The sequence below is a fragment of the Streptomyces sp. Ag82_O1-12 genome, assembly GCF_900182715.1.
Lineage (GTDB): Bacteria > Actinomycetota > Actinomycetes > Streptomycetales > Streptomycetaceae > Streptomyces > Streptomyces massasporeus.
Map to the genome: position 1 here is coordinate 7,507,412 of NZ_FXUW01000001.1, position 17,979 is coordinate 7,525,390.

18 protein-coding genes and 1 tRNA gene are annotated in these 17,979 nt (G+C 71.4%); 10 read left to right on the forward strand and 9 right to left on the reverse strand.

Features of this window, described 5'->3' with window-relative positions:
* Positions 1 to 33 precede the first annotated feature (33 nt).
* The 4 genes from QOL88_RS34220 to QOL88_RS34235 are packed head-to-tail and all read right to left on the reverse strand — an operon-like array spanning position 34 to position 1,813.
* On the reverse strand, positions 34 to 681 hold the full coding sequence (locus QOL88_RS34220; RefSeq protein ID WP_097222103.1) for an HhH-GDP family DNA glycosylase: 648 nt from the start codon (positions 679 to 681) through the stop codon (positions 34 to 36).
* Between the two features lie 4 nt (positions 682 to 685).
* Positions 686 to 1,030 (reverse strand): DUF3140 domain-containing protein, encoded by a 345-nt coding sequence (locus tag QOL88_RS34225; protein WP_097222104.1) that lies wholly within the window; start codon positions 1,028 to 1,030, stop codon positions 686 to 688.
* Between the two features lie 52 nt (positions 1,031 to 1,082).
* Complete coding sequence (locus QOL88_RS34230) at positions 1,083 to 1,559, reverse strand: Dps family protein (protein WP_097222105.1); 477 nt, start codon at positions 1,557 to 1,559, stop codon at positions 1,083 to 1,085.
* Positions 1,556 to 1,813, reverse strand: a complete 258-nt coding sequence (locus QOL88_RS34235; protein ID WP_097222106.1) for a WhiB family transcriptional regulator — start codon at positions 1,811 to 1,813, stop codon at positions 1,556 to 1,558. The genes QOL88_RS34230 and QOL88_RS34235 overlap by 4 nt, the downstream gene beginning before the upstream one ends.
* A 184-nt stretch (positions 1,814 to 1,997) precedes the next feature.
* Between QOL88_RS34235 and QOL88_RS34240 the strand changes: the two genes are divergently transcribed.
* Complete coding sequence (locus tag QOL88_RS34240) at positions 1,998 to 3,185, forward strand: thiolase family protein (RefSeq protein ID WP_097222107.1); 1,188 nt, start codon at positions 1,998 to 2,000, stop codon at positions 3,183 to 3,185.
* A gap of 134 nt (positions 3,186 to 3,319) precedes the next feature.
* A complete protein-coding gene (locus tag QOL88_RS34245) occupies positions 3,320 to 4,093 on the forward strand; it encodes a sulfite exporter TauE/SafE family protein (RefSeq protein ID WP_097222108.1) in 774 nt (257 codons plus the stop codon).
* Here QOL88_RS34245 and QOL88_RS34250 read toward each other — a convergent pair.
* Positions 4,079 to 4,879, reverse strand: a complete 801-nt coding sequence (locus tag QOL88_RS34250; RefSeq protein ID WP_097222109.1) for an HAD-IIA family hydrolase — start codon at positions 4,877 to 4,879, stop codon at positions 4,079 to 4,081. The two genes, QOL88_RS34245 and QOL88_RS34250, sit on opposite strands and share 15 nt — an antisense overlap.
* A gap of 171 nt (positions 4,880 to 5,050) precedes the next feature.
* Between QOL88_RS34250 and QOL88_RS34255 the strand changes: the two genes are divergently transcribed.
* Entirely contained in the window at positions 5,051 to 5,791 is a 741-nt protein-coding gene (locus QOL88_RS34255; protein ID WP_097222110.1) for a cobalt-precorrin-6A reductase, read from the forward strand.
* A gap of 204 nt (positions 5,792 to 5,995) precedes the next feature.
* Here QOL88_RS34255 and cobF read toward each other — a convergent pair whose 3' ends face one another.
* Together cobF and QOL88_RS34265 are read right to left on the reverse strand one after the other, a co-directional pair.
* Complete coding sequence (cobF, locus tag QOL88_RS34260) at positions 5,996 to 6,766, reverse strand: precorrin-6A synthase (deacetylating) (protein WP_179879037.1); 771 nt, start codon at positions 6,764 to 6,766, stop codon at positions 5,996 to 5,998.
* A gap of 191 nt (positions 6,767 to 6,957) precedes the next feature.
* Positions 6,958 to 7,497, reverse strand: coding sequence for a DUF309 domain-containing protein (locus QOL88_RS34265; protein ID WP_097222111.1), 540 nt, complete (start codon positions 7,495 to 7,497; stop codon positions 6,958 to 6,960).
* Positions 7,498 to 7,595: 98 nt separating this feature from the next.
* Between QOL88_RS34265 and QOL88_RS34270 the strand changes: the two genes are divergently transcribed.
* A tRNA-Pro gene (locus QOL88_RS34270) sits at positions 7,596 to 7,669 on the forward strand.
* Positions 7,670 to 7,743: 74 nt separating this feature from the next.
* Here QOL88_RS34270 and QOL88_RS34275 read toward each other — a convergent pair.
* A complete protein-coding gene (locus QOL88_RS34275; RefSeq protein ID WP_097222112.1) occupies positions 7,744 to 8,487 on the reverse strand; it encodes a TetR/AcrR family transcriptional regulator in 744 nt (247 codons plus the stop codon).
* 342 nt (positions 8,488 to 8,829) lie between these two features.
* Between QOL88_RS34275 and QOL88_RS34280 the strand changes: the two genes are divergently transcribed.
* The 4 genes from QOL88_RS34280 to QOL88_RS34295 are packed head-to-tail and all read left to right on the forward strand — an operon-like array spanning position 8,830 to position 13,838.
* On the forward strand, positions 8,830 to 10,977 hold the full coding sequence (locus QOL88_RS34280) for a glycosyltransferase (RefSeq protein ID WP_097222113.1): 2,148 nt from the start codon (positions 8,830 to 8,832) through the stop codon (positions 10,975 to 10,977).
* On the forward strand, positions 10,977 to 12,380 hold the full coding sequence (locus QOL88_RS34285; RefSeq protein ID WP_097222114.1) for an O-antigen ligase family protein: 1,404 nt from the start codon (positions 10,977 to 10,979) through the stop codon (positions 12,378 to 12,380). Before QOL88_RS34280 ends, QOL88_RS34285 begins: the two co-directional genes overlap by 1 nt.
* A gap of 10 nt (positions 12,381 to 12,390) precedes the next feature.
* The gene (locus QOL88_RS34290) at positions 12,391 to 13,074 is read left to right on the forward strand and encodes a YveK family protein (protein ID WP_097222115.1); all 684 of its coding nucleotides are present in this window, start codon (positions 12,391 to 12,393) and stop codon (positions 13,072 to 13,074) included.
* Positions 13,071 to 13,838, forward strand: a complete 768-nt coding sequence (locus QOL88_RS34295; protein WP_097222116.1) for a polysaccharide deacetylase family protein — start codon at positions 13,071 to 13,073, stop codon at positions 13,836 to 13,838. Before QOL88_RS34290 ends, QOL88_RS34295 begins: the two co-directional genes overlap by 4 nt.
* On the opposite strand, the gene QOL88_RS34300 is transcribed toward QOL88_RS34295, so the two are convergent.
* On the reverse strand, positions 13,771 to 14,946 hold the full coding sequence (locus QOL88_RS34300) for a glycosyltransferase (protein WP_373559328.1): 1,176 nt from the start codon (positions 14,944 to 14,946) through the stop codon (positions 13,771 to 13,773). The two genes, QOL88_RS34295 and QOL88_RS34300, sit on opposite strands and share 68 nt — an antisense overlap.
* A 281-nt stretch (positions 14,947 to 15,227) precedes the next feature.
* On the opposite strand from QOL88_RS34300, the gene QOL88_RS34305 reads away from it, so the two are divergent.
* The gene (locus tag QOL88_RS34305; protein ID WP_097222117.1) at positions 15,228 to 16,529 is read left to right on the forward strand and encodes an exopolysaccharide biosynthesis polyprenyl glycosylphosphotransferase; all 1,302 of its coding nucleotides are present in this window, start codon (positions 15,228 to 15,230) and stop codon (positions 16,527 to 16,529) included.
* Between the two features lie 83 nt (positions 16,530 to 16,612).
* Positions 16,613 to 17,953, forward strand: coding sequence for a UDP-glucose dehydrogenase family protein (locus tag QOL88_RS34310; RefSeq protein WP_097222118.1), 1,341 nt, complete (start codon positions 16,613 to 16,615; stop codon positions 17,951 to 17,953).
* Positions 17,954 to 17,979: the final 26 nt, after the last annotated feature.

A 17,979-nucleotide genomic window follows, 5' to 3' on the forward strand; every position in this document is an offset into this window, starting at 1 on the left:
GGTGAAGCCTGGCAGCTCGGGCGACGGGGCTGCTCACCCGGCGCGGCTGAGCGTGTCCCGCACGACCTCCTTGTCCACCGCCGCCCGTACCAGCGCGGCGGCGAGCACGGCCGGGTCGGTGTCCCCGGCCAGTGCGGTGAGGCGCTCGGGGTCCTTCGGCAGATTCAGCCGCTCGGCTCCCTGGAGGGCCTTGGCGTCCAGGCAGGGGGCCGCCTCCGGCCAGACGCTCTGCGCCTCGCGCAGGAAGATGCCGGCGCCGGCCGGGCCCATGCCGGGGAACTCCTGGAGCAGGCGGCGCAGTTCGGGCACCTCGCCGTCCGCCTCCCGGCGCAGCCGCCGCAGGTCGCCGCCCCACCGGTCGTTCAGCAGCTCGGCGGCTTCCCCGAGCTGGGTCGCCGTCCGCTCGTCGTAGCGCCGGTAGCCGCCCCGGCCCAGCGCGTCCACCCGCTCCTGCCAGGAGGCCTGTGCCATGCGCCGCGGATCGCGCAGCCCCGCCTCGTGCAGGGCACGGGCGGTGGCCAGCGCGATCGAACCGCGGATGCGGGCACTGAGCAGATGGGACAGCACCAGCAGCCGGTACAGCGGCTGCGGGGTGTCCTTCAGCGCGATGCCCGCCTCCTCGGCGTACGTCCGGCCGTGCGCGCCGACGAGTTCCCGTACGACGCGTTCCTCGCGGCCCACGGGCCTATCCCCGCAGCGGGTCGTGCCCGACCGTCATCAGCCGGTGCCGGCGGCGGGTGTCCTCCGCCGTCACCTCGGGCTCGGGCTCGTTCTCCAGGTCCACCTGGTCGGTGACCGTCTCCACGACCTTCCGCATCACGCGCAGGTCGTCCTCGGTCAGGTCGGTGCGCCGCTTCTGGAGGATCGCCAGGACGTGCTGTCCGGTGGCGGAGCCCGCCTGGTCCGGCAGCGGCTCGGTGGTCTCGTCGGCGTCGCGGACCCGCAGCCAGGCCGCGAGTTCCTGCGAGGTCATGTTCACCACGCGGTGGAAGTCCTCCCACAGCGCGTCGAGTTCGAGGGCGTCGGTCATCGCCTGCCCCTTCCGTACGTCCGTCGGATGTTCTGTGCCGTCGCTCCGCGGGTCAGCGGGGGAAGTTCTCGGCGTCGAACATCCACCGCTGCTTCTCCAGCTCCGCGGTGATGGCGATCAGCAGGTCCTGGGTGACCGGGTCGGACTTCTCGGTCGCGTCGATGCGCTCGCGCAGCCGGCCCACCGCCTCCTGCAGCGCCTCCACCATCACCTGAACGGCGTCCGAGTCGCGCACCCAGCCCTCCTTGGGGGCGGGCAGGGTGAAGGCCTTGGCGACGGTCTCCGGACGGCCGTCCGGCGGGACGCCGAGCGCCGCGGACCGCTCCGCGACCGTGTCGGCGAAGTCCCGCGCCGCCGTGACCACCTCGTCGAGCTGGAGGTGAATGGACCGGAACCGCGGTCCGACGATGTTCCAGTGCGCCTGCTTCCCGACCAGCGAGAGCCCGAGCAGATCCACCAAGGTGTCCTGGAGTGCCTCGCAGGCGACCTTCCGGGCGTCGTCGGGCAGTGTGCTCCTCACAGTCGTCATAGGGCGCTTCTCCTTCTCGCGTCGTTCCTGGTCGTCCGGAGCAGTCGGTCGCGCTCCTCCTCGCCGGTGCCGCCCCACACGCCCGTGGTCTGACCGCTGCCCAGCGCGAAACTCAGGCACTGGTCGGTCACCGGGCAGCGCGCGCAGACCCGTTTGGCGGCGCTCACGTCACGCAGGGCGGGGCCGGCGGTGCCGACGGGAAAGAACAACTCGGGGTCCTCGTCCACGCAGGCGGCGCTCCGCAACCACTCCATGGACGCGCGGGTGCCCCGGGCGTCCTGGTGCAAACGCGACGCATGGGAGTCGTCCGGCCTGCGATATGCCCCCTGGGGAACGCCGGAAGGCGCGGAATCTTCACAGACGGCGGGGCGAGGGTCTATAGTCCGAAACTAGCAGTGCTAATTAATGCGCGTTGATGCGCGGCGTGAGGAGCCTCTCGTGCGTCCCGTCCACTTCGCGGCCGCCCGCCGCACCCCCATCGGCAAGCTGCGGGGAGCCCTCTCCTCGGTACGGCCCGACGACCTCGCGGCGACCGTCGTCCGCGCCCTGGTGACCGGCGTGCCCGCGCTGGACCCCGCCCGGATCGACGACGTCTACTGGGGAGCCGCCAACCAGGCCGGCGAGGACAACCGCAACGTCGCCCGCATGGCCGCGCTGCTCGCCGGCCTCCCTGACTCCGTGCCCGGCGCCACCGTCAACCGCCTCTGCGCCTCGGGCCTGGAGGCCGTGACCACGGCCGCCCGCACCATCGCCTCCGGCGAGGCCGACATCGTGATCGCCGGCGGCTCGGAGTCGATGAGCCGCGCCCCCTTCGTGCTGCCCCGCCCCGACGAGGCCCTGCCGCACCGCATGGAGACCGCCGACACCCGCCTCGGCTGGCGGCTGGTCAACCCGGCGATGCGCGATCTGCACGGACTGCTGGCCATGGGCGAGACGGCCGAGGAGGTCGCCGCGCGGTACGGCATCCCCCGTGAACGCCAGGACGACTTCGCCCTGCGCAGCCACCAGCGCGCCGCCCTGGCCCGCAAGGACGGCCACTTCGACGACGAACTCCTCCCCGTGGAGCGCCCCGACGGCGTGGTCGTCGACACCGACGAGTGCGTCCGCGAGGACACCTCGTACGAGAAGCTGTCCCGGCTGAAGCCGGTCTTCCGCGACGGCGGCACGGTCACCGCGGGCAACGCCTCGCCGATGAACGACGGCGCCGCCGGTCTCCTCCTCGTCAGCGAGGACGCCCTGAACGACCTGGGCCTTACGTCCCTGGGCCGCTACGTCGCCGGCGCCTCCGCCGGTGTCCACCCCGACGTCATGGGCATCGGGCCTGTCCCCGCCACCCGCAAGGTGCTGACCCGCGCCGGCTGGAGCGTCGGCGACCTGGAGGAGGCCGAGTTCAACGAGGCCTTCGCCGCCCAGGCCCTGGCCTGCGTGGACCAGCTCGGCATCGACCCCGACCTGGTCAACCCCAGTGGCGGCGCCATCGCCCTCGGCCACCCCCTGGGCTGCTCGGGCGCCCGCATCCTGACGACGCTGCTCCACCGGATGCGGCGTACGGGAGCGGGCCGGGGTCTCGCCACGATGTGCGTCGGGGTGGGGCAGGGGAGCGCGATGCTCGTCGAACGGCCCTAGCGGCAGGCGAACCCTCCTCGCGGCGGTCGCACGTCCCTCGCGGCAGTCGTGCGTCCTTCGCGACCCCGGCCTGGCCCACCAGGCGAGACAGCGCTTACGGACCCCTGTTCGTTGCACATAGCATCAGTCTTCGCATGAACACCATGACGCTCTGGCACATCACCGGCTGGGAGTTCGCCGCCCTCGCCCTCGCGGCCCTGCTCGTCGGCTTCTCCAAGACCGCCGTGAGCGGGGCCAACACGGTCAGCCTCGCCATCTTCGCCGCCGTGCTGCCCGCCCGCGCCTCCACCGGCGTGCTGCTGCCCATCCTGATCGCCGGGGATCTCCTGGCCGTCGCCACCTACCGGCGGCACGCCCACTGGCCCACGCTGTGGCGGCTGTTCCCGGCGGTCGCCGCGGGCGTCGTCGTCGGCACGGTGTTCCTGCTCTGGGCGGACGACGCGATCGTACGGACCTCGATCGGCGCGATCCTGCTGCTGATGGCGGCCGTGACGGTGTGGCGCCGCCGTGCGGCCGACAAGGAGGAGGAACCGGAGTCGGTCACCACCCGGTCGGGTCGCCTCAAGGCCCGCTCCTACGGCGTCCTCGGCGGTTTCACCACCATGGTCGCCAACGCGGGCGGCCCCGTGATGTCGATGTACCTGCTCTCCGCGGGCTTCCGCAAGCTCGGTTTCCTCGGCACCTCGGCCTTCTTCTTCCTGATCGTCAACGTCTCCAAGCTGCCCTTCAGCGCGGGCCTCGGCCTGATCGACGGCCGCTCGCTGCTGCTCGACCTCGCGCTCGTGGTGTTCGTCGTGCCCGGCGCGCTGTGCGGCAAGTGGGCCGTGCACAGGATCAACCAGCGGCTGTTCGAGCGGCTCGTCATCGCGGCGACCGTCGTGGGTGGTCTGCAACTACTGCTGCGCTGACCGCCGCAGCAGTGCCGGAAGGTCCGCGAAGGAGTCGATCACGTGGTCGGGCGTGCCGTCGGCGGCCCGCAGCGTCTCCGGCTGGAACTTCCCGGTCCGCACGAGTACGCCGGTGACCCCGGCGCGCTGCGCCGCGAGCACGTCGGACTCGACGTCGTCCCCGACCATCAATGCCTCCTGCGCGCCGACGCCCAGCCGGGCGAGCGCCGACGCGAAGAAGGCCCGCGCCGGCTTGCCGGTGATCTCGGCCTCCACCCGCGCGGCCCGCTCCAGCCCGGCCAGGAACGCCCCCGAGTCCAGCCGCAGCCCCTCGGACGTGCGCCAGTACAGGTTGCGGTGCATCGCCACCAGCCGGGCCCCGCGCTGCAGATGGCCGAAGGCCCGGTCGAGCGCCGCGTAGCCGAACTCGGGGCCGGCGCCGCCGACCAGGACGACATTCGGCACGGCCTCGGTGTCACTCGCCTCGACGACGGTGACCCCGTCGAGGTCCTCCGCGATGTCGCCGCTGTTCAGCAGCGCGCAGCGGGCGCCGGGGTGCTGCTCGGCGAGGTACGCGGCGGTGGCGGCGGGCGCGGTCAGGATGTCCTCCGCGGACACCGGGAACCCCGCCTCCGCCAATGTCGCGGCGATCGAAGCCCGGGTGCGGGAGGTGGTGTTGGTGACCAGCAGAACGCCGAACCCGGCCTCCCGGACCTCCCGCAACGCCTCGACGGCCCCGGGCAACGGCCGCCACGAGACGGTGAGCACCCCGTCGATGTCGATGAGCACGGCACGCACGGACTCCATGGCAGGACGATAACCACGGAGAGCGGCCTTCGCCGGTCGGCACCGTCGCGCTGCGGCTCCCGTTCGCCGGTTCGCCGCTCGGCACCCCCGTCCCGCTGCCGTCAGCCGGTCGGCACCCGTCCCGGCACCCGTCCCGGCACCCGCAGCACCCGACCTCGTACGCTCGACGTCGTGTCCCCTCACGTCCTGATCCTCGGCGGCACGGCCGAGGCACGAACCCTGGCCGCCGCGCTGTGCACGCGTCCCGACGTGCGCGTCACGACGTCCCTCGCGGGGCGCGTGGCCAAGCCGGGGGCGCTCCACGGGGAGGTGCGCGTCGGAGGCTTCGGCGGGGCGTCGGGGCTGGCCGATTGGCTGCGGGCGGAGCGGGTGGACGCGCTCGTCGACGCCACGCACCCCTTCGCCGAGTCGATCACGGCCAACGCGGCCCGCGCCGCGTCCGAGACCGGCGTGCCCGCGCTGCTGCTCCGCCGCCCCGGGTGGCGGCCCGGCCCCGGGGACCGGTGGCATTCCGTCCCCTCGCTGGACGCGGCCGCGGACCTGCTCCCGCGCCTCGGCCGCCGGGTGCTGCTCACCACCGGGCGCCTCGGCCTGGCCTCCTTCGCCCACCTTTCGCGCCTGCACTTCGTCGTGCGGTCGGTGGATCCCCCCGAGCCGCCGATGCCGCCCGACACCCATGTGCTGCTCGCCCGCGGCCCGTTCACCGTCCCCGGCGAGACGGCCCTGCTGCGCGAGCACCGCGTCGACGTCCTGGTGACCAAGGACAGCGGGGGAGCGGCGACGGCTGCCAAACTGACCGCGGCCCGGGACCTCGGACTGCCGGTCGTGGTCGTACGGCGGCCGCCACTGCCGGACGGCGTGACGGCGGTAGCGGATGTGGAGGGCGTGCTGGAACGGCTGCGGCTCGACTAGGGCGCTCACACGAGCCGGCCGTGAGGGACTTCTCCGCACTGCGCGGCAGCCCATGGTGCGACGACGGGCGTTCAGCACCGGCGGCGGGGAGTCGGGCGGGGCGGTTTCGCCCGCGACGGTCACGTCGTCACCCGCACACCTGTGGGCTACGCGCGCAGGCCGGAACGGCCGTACGAGAGCCCGGTGATGCGGCCGCCGGTCCCGTCAGTCGCGGGGGTTGCGGCGCAGCAGATAGGTGTCCATGATCCAGCCCTTGCGCTCGCGGGCCTCGGCGCGCAACCGCTCGATGCGGGGGGCGGCCTCGGCGATCGGACCGGCGACGAGGATCTCGTCCGGAGTGCCGATGTAGGCGCCCCAGTAGATGTCGACGTCCTCCTGCGCGTACTGTCGGAAGGCCTGATGGGCGTCGAGCATCACCACGACGTCGTCCACGCCCTCCGGGAAGCCCTCCGCCAGCCGCCGGCCGGTGGTGATCTGCACGGGCCGCGCGACGCGGTTGAGGCCCGTGCGGTGCCGGGCGACGAGCGCCGAGACGCTGCTGATGCCGGGCACGACGTCGTACTCGAACGCCACCGCACCCCGCTCCAGCACCTCCTCCAGGATCCCGAGCGTGCTGTCGTACAGCGACGGGTCCCCCCACACCAGGAACGCGCCGGTCTGCTCCTCGCCGAGCTCCTCGGCGATCAGCCGCTCGTAGATGTCGGCGCGGGCGCTGCGCCAGTCCCCGACGGCGGGGGAGTAGGCCGAACCGCCGGCGCTCCGGTCCCGCTCCGGATCACGCGCCTCGACGACGCGGTACGTCCCCTCGGGCACGTGCGCGTCGAGCATGTCCCGGCGGAGCCCGGTGAGATCCGCCTTCACCTCGCCCTTCTCCAGGATGAAGAACACGTCCGTGCTCCGCAGTGCCCTGACCGCCTGGAGGGTGAGCTGGTCGGGGTCGCCCGCGCCGATACCGATGACATGAATCTTTCGCACGCCCCGAGTCTGCCGTACGGGGATGTGGCCGGGTTCACCGCGGTCGGGCCTCCGGCCCTCGACTCGGGGTCCGGCCCCGTCGTCCGGCTCGGAGCCCGGCCCCTTCCGTCGTCGGTCCCCGGCTCGGAGCCCGGCCCCCTCCGTCATCGGCCCCCGGCCGAGCCCTCGGGCACCCCGTCATCGGCCCCGGCTCAGCGCCCGGGGGCCCCGCCCCGCAGCCGAGGCGCCCGCGCACCCGCGTCCACGGCTCGGCCCTCCCGCTCCACGTCCCCGGCCAGCTGCCGTGCCCAGGCGGCCACGCTCGCCACGTCGATGCCGTGCGGCCGGGGCTGCCCGGGCCCGGACACCCACGCCTCGGTCGCACCCGCCCCACGCCGGAGCAGCCGCGCCCCGCCCGTCAGATTGCCGCGGGCGGCGTGCGTCAGACCCACCGCGAGCTGGGCGAGGCCGCGCCAGAGCTCGCGCTCCTCGTCGGGCCCCGACTTCCACGCGTCCTCGAAGACCTCGTGCGCGTGGAACGGCTTGCCCTCGTCCAGCAGCCGCTGCGCTTCCACCACGGTCTGCTCCGGGGTGCGGACGACGCCCTCGGGCTGCCGGGGCACACCGTCGGCGTCGTACGGCAAGGGCCGGCCGAGCCCGTCCCGGGGCCGGGCGTTGCGCGCCCGCCCCTCAGTGTCACGGTCCCGTGCGTCGCCCGGCCGGCCCGGGTCGGTCTCTCCTGTGCTGCCCATACGCCGATTGTCCCGCCCGGCCCGTTTTCGGCGCGGCCAGGGGTGTGGGGTAAAGTGCTGTTCGCGCGATCACGCGGTTCACCGCGGGTGGCGCGCACCGGGACGTGGCGCAGCTTGGTAGCGCACTTGACTGGGGGTCAAGGGGTCGCAGGTTCAAATCCTGTCGTCCCGACGGTGTGGAAGGCCCTCACAGGCATGGCCTGTGAGGGCCTTTCCCTGTCGCTGAAGCGAGAGCGATCACTGAAATCAGCCCTGGGCTCCGGCGTCCTGGCCCGGAACGAACCGGTCGAGCAGCCCGTCGAGCCCGGCCGCCAGTGCCTCCGGCCCGCCGGGCTCGGCCAGCGCCGCGGCCGTTGCCCGGAGCGTGGGCAGTTCCTGGGCCGGCAGACGGTGCAGGCCGAGGCGGAAGGCCGGCTCCGGTTCCTCGGGGTTGTCCACCATGGGCTGGAGCTCCACCGACACATAGCCCAGTAGCCACGCGGTGAACGCGCGGAAGACGGTCGACGCGGTGGCTTGGTCGAACCCGGCCTCCTTCAGTAGCGCGAGCACCCGTTCGTGGTCCAGGAGGACGGCCGACGGCCGCCGCGCCAGGGGCACCGCCAGCATGCGCGTAGCGAGCAGGGGCACCGCCCGTGGATGGGCGAGGCAGACGTCGTACGTCGTCCGGGCGATGCGGTGGAGTCCGTTGCGCCATGCGGGGGCGTCGGCGAGGGCATGGGGATCTTCCCCGGTGTCGAGCCGTTCCTCCAGTTCGAGGTACAGGGCCTCCACCAGACCGTCCAGGAGGGCGTCCTTGCTGGCCGCGTACCGGTAGAGGGCCATGGCCTCCACTCCGAGTTCGGCACCCAGCCGTCGCATGCTCAGAGCCGAGAGGCCTTCGCGATCCACCAGTTCCAGGGCGGCTGCCAGTACCCGTTCCCGGTTGAGCCTGCCGTAGCGCCCGCGATCGCTGGCGCGTCGAGCCGGGCTCGCCCCTGAGCCGTTCGCCATGCGCGTGCCTCCTTCACGTCGACCCGGTGACGCGGGGTCGGTATCCGTTTTCCGCAACGTAAAGATATGCGGGGCCACCGCACATGTGCGGCTCTGGCGCAGCAACTCGGGGCTCGTACTCAGGACGGCTGTCATCTGTTGGCACGCCCGAGCGGTGTGAGTAAGGATTGATGAAGGGCTCCCCGCCGAGGAGTTCCCGCCTCGTTTTCTTTTCCCTTTTCTTGCCACCACGGAGCTCGGCGTCAGGATAATCGGCAATTCTGCGTATGCGCTCGTAGCACCATACGCCGGTCCGGAACAGGTGCACGTCCTGCGCGGAATCCTCATGCCGAGGAGGAGCACATGATCGAGCCGCTGCGCGTCACCGTCGTGGCCCCTGTCGGTGTTCTCGGTGGTTCCGAGCTGTGGCTGCTCTCCCTGCTGGACGCCACCGACCGGCTCGCGCCGGAGGTCGTGATGCTTGCCGACGGGCCGCTGCGCGACGAGTTCACCCGCCGGGGCATTCCCTGCGTCGTACGCCCGACCGGCGCGTCTGGCGGTGCGGTGGCAGGGGCAGCCGCGTGGCTGACCCGCCGACTGCGGGGCAGCCGCCCTGACGTGGTCCTCGCCAACGGAGTCAAGGCCGCGGTGGTGGCCGCTCCAGCCGCGTGGCTCGCGGGGATCCGGTGCGTCTGGGCCAAGCATGACCACTCGTTCGACGGCCCTGTCATGACGTCACTCGCCGCTCTGACCGACGCCTGCGTCGCCACCGAGGCCGCCTTGCTCGCCGACTCGCGGCACCCCAGGGCGACCCTCGTCCCTTTTCCCGCTCCGGGACGGGATGCTCTGCCTCGGGACACCGCGCGTCAGGAACTCGTCCGACGAGGGGTGAGACTTCACCGGGATGAGCTGTTGCTGGTCATGGCGGCACGGTTGGTCGGATACAAGGGCGTGGACGACGCCGTCACGGCTCTCGCACAACCGCGCGGATCCCGCTGGCGGCTTGCCGTGATCGGCCCCGAAGACCCGGCGGCACCGGACGAACACAGGCGACTCGCGACACTGGCAGCGGACTTGGGCGTCGCCGACCGGGTGGACTTCACCGGCTGGGTGCCGGACGCGTGGCGGCTCCTCCCCGGCGCCGACGCGGTCGCCGTGCTGACCAAGCCGTACGGGAGCGGCCCGGAGCAGGAGAGCTTCGGTGCGGTCGCGCTCGAGGCGATGGTGTCCGGCGTCCCCGTGATCGCGACGGCGCCCGGCCCTGTCGCGGACCGGATGGGCGGGCCGGGTGAACGTCCCGGGATCACGGTGCCGCCCGCGCAACCCGTCGAGGTGGCCGATGCGTTGCACCAGATGGAGGATCCGGCAGCCCGTGCTGCGATGGGCCGGGCCGGACGGTCCCGCGCCACCTCTCATCCGAGCGCGGTTCCGTGCGCCGCGCTGCTCGCGCAGGCTCTGTCCGAAGCTGCCCGCCTGCCCGGTGCGGGACTGACCGGGACAGCGCCGATATCCGTCCTGACGTGCTTCTGGAACGAGGGAGAGGCCGTCGACCGACTCCTCGGTCTCCTCCTGCCACAACTCACCGTGGACGGCGACGAACTGGTGGTCGTGGACGACGGCTCCATGGACGACACGGCTGATCGAGTCGCCGCCTGGGCTGCCAAGGACGCGCGTGTACGGTTCCTTGCCCTCCCTCACCAGGGCATCTCGGCTTCCCGCAACGCCGGTGTCCGCGCGGCCCGGCACTCGCTGATCGCCTGTACCGATGCGGGGTGCGACCCTGCTCCCGACTGGCTGGCCAGGCTGCGTGCGGCGTGGGCCGAGCCGAACCCCGCCGATCTTCTCGCCGGCGTCTACCGGGTGAGCGGTCACGGCACGCTCGACAAGGCAATGGCGCTGGTGGGGTCTCCGCTCCCCGAGGAGGCGCGTCATCCAGGGCCGTGGACCCGTGTGTACTCGCGGTTTCTCGGCCGGGCCTTCGACGCGGCCAGACCCCCGGGCCGTTCGATGGCCTTCACCCGCGAGGCATGGCAGGGCGCGCGCGGGTTCCGCGAAGGGCTCACGTCGGCTGAGGACATCGCCTTCGGGCAGAGCGCCATCGCGGCCGGCCATCGGGCCGTGGTCGTCGCGTCCGCCGTAGTGGTCTGGAAACAGCATCCGACGCTGCGTAAGACGGCCCGGATGTACTTCCGTTACGGCCAGGGCAGCGGGCGCTCGGCCGATCCTCGCCTGATCATGCGCGACATCCCGAGAGCGATCGCCTACCCGGCCGCCGCGACCGCCGTGCGAACACCCCGCGGCCGACGCGTCACAGCGGTAGCGGCCCTCGTCTACCTGTCGCTGCCGGCAGCGCGGGCCGTGCGCGAACGTCATTGGGCCGTCCTACCGGTCCTACCCCTGGTCGTGGTGGTACGCGATCTCGCCAAGGCGGTCGGCACGGTACACGGACTGGCCGAACGACTGAGGGCCGGTCGGACCACGGAGCCCGCTGCGGACAGGGACGGCCGTTGATGGAGCAGAACAAGGCCGTCGACCTCCGAGGCGTGTTCGGCGCCCTCGCCCTGACGCTCGTGGCTGTCGGCGTCTGGGTCACCGGGCAGAGCGTGCCCCTCCGCGTCGTCCTCCTGCTCGCGGTACCGGTGCTCGTCATCGCGGCCGTCATCGCCGTCCATCGGCCGGTGCTGGCCCTGGCTGTGGTCGCCGTCCTTCTGGTATCGGGAGACGTCGACCTGCCGCCGGGGATTCCGCTCGTACGGCTGCTCGCCCTGGGCGCGGTGGTGATCGTCGTGACGGCCCGGTTGTGCGGACGAGGACGGCCCATCGGCTGGTCGCCGCTGCTCGCCGTCATGGCTCTGCTGGTCACGGCTGCCTTGCTGTCCACGATTTTCGGCGTCGATCCGAGCCGTGCGCTGCGGCAGGACTTCGCCTACGTCGTCGGACTGATGTTGGCGGCAGCCATCGTCATGGCGACGGCCGATCACTCCGACCTGTTCCTGCTCGCCCTGGCCCTTTGCCTCGGAGGGGCACTGCTGTGTGTGACGGCCCTGACCAAGATGCCTGACTTCGAGGTGGCGAGCAGTGACGCGGCCGTGGTCAGCAACCGGCCGGTGGGAGTCTTCGCACAGCCCAACGAGTTGGGTCTCTGTGCGGCGATGGTCTTCTGCTTCAGCTTTGCCATGATCATCTTGACTCGTCGTCAGCGCCGTTCCTGGCTGGTCGCACTGTGCGTGGTGGCGGCGCTGCTGGCCCTGACAGCCCTGCTGCTGAGCCTGTCCCGTGGGGCCTGGATCGGCACGGTGGTGGGACTCCTGGTCCTCGCCCTGCTGCTGCGCGAGGCGCGTCCGGCGCTGCTCTGCCTGGCCACGGTGGTCACCATCGGCTTGGCGCTGCTGGTGGTCGTCCCGTCGGTGAACCCTCCGGTCATCGCCCAACGGCTGCTGTCCGTGTTCGGCGGTCCGGGCAACCCGTACGACGAGCGGCCGGCCGCGAGAGCCGAGGCCGTGGTCCAGATGTCCGAGCGTCCGCTCCTGGGGAGTGGACCCGCCTCCTATTCGTGGGCTGCCCAGCAGGGCCTCGCCCACGTACCGGCTGCAAAGGGGGAGGAGCACGCCCACAATCTGTATCTCGCCGTGGGCGCGGAGCAGGGAGTCCTGGGCGTGACCCTGCTCGTCACCGCGGTCGGTGTCGGTGCGGCCGCCGCGCTGCGCAATGGGGGTGCGCGGGGAGATCGCGGCGGCGATCCGACGGTGCGCATGGTGTCCGCGGGCTCGGCCGCCGCGCTTGCCGCCGTCCTCGGCCACGGGGTGGTCGATTACCCCTTGCGCAATCCCATCATCGCGACCATGACGTGGCTGTTCATCGGCCTTCTTGCGGCGTGCGCACGAACGCGCCGGACTTCTACCCACCCATCCTGAGGCGGAAGAAATGAGAGCTTGGCAAGCCAGAGCATCCGGTGGTTCGGCGTCCCGAACCGGGACGGGACCGGACACCGCCGATCCGGACGAGGCGGCGGCACCGGGCAAGTCCGGCCCGGCGGGCTTTCTGAGCTCCGGCAGCCCGCGTCGGCGCGGACTGCTGGCGGCGCTCCTGGCGGGCCTGATCGTGCTCGGCGCCGGTCTCGTGGTGGTCGAGCAATTGCCCACCCGTTATTCGACGACCAGCACGATCTCCTTCGCCCCCCGCTCGCTGAACGTCGTCGACGCGGACGTCGTCGAACTGATCGCCAACAAGTACTCGGTGGTGGCAGGCGCGACGGCGACCGTGGATTCAGCCGCCGACACGGCCGGGGTCACGCCCAAGCAGCTCCGGGACACGTTGTCCGCCACCGTGGAGCCGAACACCGGCAACCTCAACATCTCCGTCTCGCTCGGCAACGCCCGCCAAGCCGCCGTGGCGGCGAACTCGATCGCGAACACGGTCAACCGAGCGGCGGGCAACGACCGGCTGATCGCAGGGGAGATCACCGCTCGGGCCGACCCCACGGCGGCACAGCTCAAGCCGTCCCGCACGCTGCTCCGTGTCGTCGTCGTGGCCGCTGCCCTGCTGGTGGCGGGCTGGGTCGGCTTCGCCGTGCGGCAGCTCAGCCGTCGAGCGGGGAAGGAGACATGACCGCGTCGAGACAGGGTCCCCTGGTGCTGATGTACCACGGGGTGGGCCGGCGTAGTGGCCAGGAAGATCCTTTCAACCTGTTCGTCTCACCGGACCGGCTCCACGGGCAGCTCACCGCTCTGCTCCGGCGCGGCTGGACGCCGCTGACCCTCGAGCAGTATCTGCATCGCACCGCCCCGCGCCGAAGCGTGCTGTTGACCTTCGACGACGGGTACCGGGCGATGGTGGACGAAGGGCTCCCGATCCTGCGGGAGCTCAACGTGCCCGCCACCGTCTTCGTGCTCAGTGGCCTGCTGGGCGGCAGGTCCCGGTGGATGACGGAGATGCCCGACGAGGCACTCGTCGACGCCGAAGACGTGGCGAGGCTGGTTCGCGCCGGACTGGATGTGGAGTGCCACGGTTGGGACCATAGATGTCTCACGGCGGCGGATCCCACGACCCTGGTCCGCAATGTCGTGGACGCGGCCAGGGCTCTGCGCGACCTCACCGGCCGCCGCCCGCGCGCATTCGCCTACCCCTACGGGGAGCACGACGCCACGGCCCGTCGAGCGGTCGCCGAGGCCGGCTTCGAGGTTGCGTTCAGCACCCACCACGGAGGAGGGCGGTATGCCGTGCCCCGTGTCGACGTCAACTCCACCGACACGGACACGACGTTCCGGATCAAGACCTTGCGCGGCTACCCGGCCATGCGTCGGGTCACCGGGCGCGTTCCCGCGCTGCGTCCGGCTCTGCACTCCCTGATCGGCCGCGCCGCACGGCACTGACGGGGGTCCGTCGTGTTGCGGTCCGGGACGCACGTCCGCGGGCGGCAGGCCTCCGGGTGGTCCGGGCGGCCTGGTAGGCGGCCTCTGTGCGCTCCAGCATGGAGCTCACGTCGTGGTGCCGTCGTACGTGCGCACGTCCCTGCCTCCCCAAGTCGTCGCAGGCCGTGCGATCAGGCAGCAGGGCCGTCACGGCATCGGCGAGGGCCCGGGGATCGCCACGCGGTACCAGCATGCGCCCGGCATGGCCCGGCGGCAGCGACTCGAGCGCCCCCGGGACGTCGGTCACGACGACGGCGCGGCCGGAAGCCATGGCTTCCAGCGGGGCCAGTGCCATTCCCTCCCACCGGGAGGGCAGCACCACGAGGTCCGCCGCGAGGTACCAGTCCCGGGGATCCCCGACCTCTCCGGTGAAGACGACGTCGGCAGGCGCCCGGTGCCTGAGCAGCTCGCGGTACGGCCCGTCGCCGACCAGGACCAATCGTGCTCCGGGAACCCGGTCGCCGATGTCCTGCCAGGCGTTCAGCAAAACGTCCTGCCCCTTCTGACGGCACAGTCGTCCCACGCAGACGGCGAGCGGGTCGGACGGAGCCATGCCGAGCCGCAGCCTGGCATCCGCGCGCGCGGCGGGCTCCGTGAGGCCGAAGTGGTCGACATCAATGCCGTTCGGTATCACCGTGTAGGGCGCCGCGACTTTGGCCGCAACGCCCTGGGCGCGTTCTGCCTCGCTGACGCAGACCACCTGGTGTGCCCATCGAGCCCCTGCTCTCTCCCAGTGGATGGAAGCGATCCGCAGGCCGCCGCCGACCGCGTTGAACGACCACGCGTGGGGCTGGAAGACGGTGGGGAGCCGGCCGCGCACGACGAGGCGGCCGGCCAGACCAGCCTTGGAGCTGTGCAGGTGCACGATGTCGGGGCGGACCGATTTTATGAGCTGATACAGATCCCGCACCTCGCGGGGGAGCTCATGGCCCGGTTCCCGCGTGGCCCGCCAGGCCAGCACCTCGGCCCCGCACCGCGCGGCCGCAGCGGAGAGTCCGCTGTTCGGCAGGCAGGCGACGACGACTCGGTCACCCGAGGCGAGTTGGCCGGTCGCAAGGCTCGCCACCACGCGGGACACACCACCTCCGCTGGACTGCGCCACATGCAGGACGGTCGTGCGGTGATGGCCTTGAGCGTGTGCACGACCGAGGGGCTGATCTGATTCGAAGCGGGTCGTCAGCACGGCGCCAGAGCTCCTCAGAAAGATCTTCAAGTGTCCGTTTACGGCGTATATATGCAGTGTATCGACATGTGGACCTATTGGGATAGTATGTACGTATATGACGTAAACGTACGCCCTGTCGCTTGCGATAGGGGGCTGTGCCAGGCTCCGCAGGAGGCGTGACCGCAATGTCCAGGACCGCTCTCACCGACCGGCGCCCCGCTGCGCCGGGAGTCCGGCATCGCACGCACACCCGCCCGCCGCACGGCGGGTCCGGGGGCTCACGGCTGGGAGGGGCGAGGAGGCGCAGGCTCTCGCACGCCGCACCGCAGGCAGTCGGCCTGATCGTGATCGCGGCGGGGGCGGTCGTATGGTTCCTCGCCGCGGGGACGCTGCTCCGTGTGGCGCTGTTCGCCGTGACCATCACGGTCCTGCTGGCCTTCCTGTTCCACGAGGGCCGGCGCGGGCGGATGCCGCCCGCCCGCGCCGGGCGGCGGCAGGGGCCGCTCATCCTGCTCGTCGGGCCCGCCCGTCCGGCGGCCGAACTGATCACCCGACTGCACCGGGACACTCCCTGCGGTCTGAGGGCCGTGGCGGCCTGCCTTACGGATCCGGCCCGCGCCGACGAGGTCACCTCGCTCGGTGTGCCGGTGTTCGGAATCGAGGACGTTGTCCCTACGGCACGCCGCTGCGAACCGGACGCGGTGCTGGTCCTGCCGCACCCCGACCTCGGTGCCGAGGCGCTGCGAGAGCTGGCCTGGAGCCTGCGGGGAGAAGACGTCGAGCTGTTGCTGGCCCCGGCGCTCCCCGACGTCGCTCCTGCGCGCATCAGCGTCACGGCGGTCGCGGGAATGCCACTACTGCGCGTGCGGGTGCCCAATCTCTCCCGGGTAGCGCGCATCCCCAAGGCACTGTCCGACCGAATCTTGGCGAGCCTGGGTCTCGTGCTCCTCGCCCCGCTCCTGGTCGCCCTCGCGCTTCTGGTGCGCCTGGACAGTCCGGGCCCGGTGTTCTTCCGGCAACGGCGGCTCGGGCTGGACGGCCGGTCCTTCACCGTGATCAAGCTCCGTACGATGCAGCGGGACGCGGAGAAGCGCAAAGCCGAATTGATCGCACTCGACTCCAGGCGCGACGGTCTGTATTTCAAGGTCGCCGATGATCCCCGAGTGACCAGGGTGGGTTCGATTCTGCGTCGGTATTCGCTCGATGAACTCCCCCAGTTGTTCAACGTCGCGATGGGGCAGATGTCGCTCGTCGGGCCCAGGCCGCTGTCGGCGAAGCCCAGCGCCTATACGGAGATGATGAAGCGCAGGCTGCTCGTGAAGCCCGGCATGACCGGACTCTGGCAGGTGAGCGGCCGTTGCAACCTCTCGCGGGAGGAGAGCCTTCGCCTTGACCTCAGCTACGTGGAGAACTGGTCACCCGCGCTGGACATGAAGATCCTACTGCGCACGGCCGGCGCTGTGGTGCGGGGTACAGGTGCCTACTGACCACCCGCGACCTTCCGGCGCCGGCGAGTGATTCCGAAACGAACGTTCATACCTAGCGAACGTATTGGTGATGGAGGGTTCCCATGCGGCTGACAGTCATAGGAACCGGATACGTCGGGCTCGTGCATGCCGCGTGCATGGCGGACATGGGGCACGAGGTCCTCGGCATCGACCGTGATGCCGACCGGATCACGGCCTTGTCCAAGGGCAGAGTGCCCTTCTACGAACCGGGTCTGCACGAATTGCTCAACAGGAACTTGAAGTCGGGCCAACTGCGCTTCACCTGTTCCCTGGCCGAGGCGACCCGGTTCGCCCGTACACACTTCGTCTGCGTGGGGACTCCGCAGCAGCCCGGCTCCCACGCCGCCGACCTGCGTTTCGTCGACGGTGTCATGGACGAACTGGCCGTCCATCTGCGCGATCAGCGGGGTTGGTGCCTGGTCGTGGGGAAGTCGACTGTGCCGGTGGGAACCGCGACACGACTGGCGGACCGGCTGTGCGAGGTCGCACCGCACGCCGAAATCGCCTGGAATCCTGAGTTCCTGCGCGAGGGCTTCGCCGTGCACGACACCCTCATGCCGGAGCGCCTGGTGGCCGGTGTCGTGTCCCCTAGGGCGGATGCGACGCTGCGAGAGATCTACGCGCCCATGGTGCACGCGGGAACGCCCTTCATCAGTACCGATCTGGCCACCGCCGAACTGGTCAAGCTCGCGGCGAACTCCTTCCTCGCCACCAAGATCTCGTTCATCAACGCGATGGCGGAACTGTGCGACGCCATGGGTGCCGACGTGGTGACCCTGGCGGAGGCCGTCGGCCGGGACCCGCGGATCGGACGCCCGTTCCTGCAGCCAGGCCTCGGGTTCGGAGGCAGCTGTCTGCCGAAGGACATCCGTGCTCTCGTCGCCTGGGCCGAGGAACTGGGACTCGGTGCATCGGTGGGCTTCCTGCGCGAGGTCGACGAGATCAACATGCGCCAGCGCCTGCGCACCATCACTCTGGCGGAACAGCTCGCCGGCGGGTCCTTCTCCGGCCGGAACGTCGCGGTGCTGGGCGCGGCCTTCAAACCCGGCAGCGATGACGTGCGTGACTCGCCGGCCCTTGCGGTCGCCGACGGCATCCGCTCCCGAGGTGCGCGGGTACGCGTGCATGACCCGGAGGCCGCCGACCGCGGCCGCGCCGTCTTTCCCGGGCTGCAGTTCACCTTGGACGTGCCCAAGTCGTGTGAGGAAGCGGATGTCGTCCTGCATCTGACCGCATGGCCCGAGTACGGCGGGATCGATCCGGCCGAACTCGCGAAGGTGGTGCGCAGACCGGTGATCCTCGATGCACGCCACGCTCTTGACGCGGCGAGATGGCGGAATTCGGGATGGACGTTCCGGGCGTTCGGACGGCCGTCGCCTGGCGATCCCGCCGGCGGGGCGTAGTGAATCACCATGCAGGTGATGAAGCG

Bases quoted from the DNA above. Each gene is read 5' to 3' on its own strand.
- QOL88_RS34305 (WP_097222117.1), top strand. From the start codon at position 15,228: ATGTCCAGGACCGCTCTCACCGACCGGCGCCCCGCTGCGCCGGGAGTC.
- QOL88_RS34265 (WP_097222111.1), bottom strand. From the start codon at position 7,497: ATGGGCAGCACAGGAGAGACCGACCCGGGCCGGCCGGGCGACGCACGG.
- QOL88_RS34310 (WP_097222118.1), top strand. From the start codon at position 16,613: ATGCGGCTGACAGTCATAGGAACCGGATACGTCGGGCTCGTGCATGCC.
- QOL88_RS34295 (WP_097222116.1), top strand. From the start codon at position 13,071: ATGACCGCGTCGAGACAGGGTCCCCTGGTGCTGATGTACCACGGGGTG.
- QOL88_RS34285 (WP_097222114.1), top strand. From the start codon at position 10,977: ATGGAGCAGAACAAGGCCGTCGACCTCCGAGGCGTGTTCGGCGCCCTC.
- QOL88_RS34235 (WP_097222106.1), bottom strand. From the start codon at position 1,813: ATGGAGTGGTTGCGGAGCGCCGCCTGCGTGGACGAGGACCCCGAGTTG.
- QOL88_RS34225 (WP_097222104.1), bottom strand. From the start codon at position 1,030: ATGACCGACGCCCTCGAACTCGACGCGCTGTGGGAGGACTTCCACCGC.
- QOL88_RS34280 (WP_097222113.1), top strand. From the start codon at position 8,830: ATGATCGAGCCGCTGCGCGTCACCGTCGTGGCCCCTGTCGGTGTTCTC.
- QOL88_RS34275 (WP_097222112.1), bottom strand. From the start codon at position 8,487: ATGGCGAACGGCTCAGGGGCGAGCCCGGCTCGACGCGCCAGCGATCGC.
- QOL88_RS34245 (WP_097222108.1), top strand. From the start codon at position 3,320: ATGAACACCATGACGCTCTGGCACATCACCGGCTGGGAGTTCGCCGCC.
- QOL88_RS34230 (WP_097222105.1), bottom strand. From the start codon at position 1,559: ATGACGACTGTGAGGAGCACACTGCCCGACGACGCCCGGAAGGTCGCC.
- QOL88_RS34290 (WP_097222115.1), top strand. From the start codon at position 12,391: ATGAGAGCTTGGCAAGCCAGAGCATCCGGTGGTTCGGCGTCCCGAACC.
- QOL88_RS34250 (WP_097222109.1), bottom strand. From the start codon at position 4,879: ATGGAGTCCGTGCGTGCCGTGCTCATCGACATCGACGGGGTGCTCACC.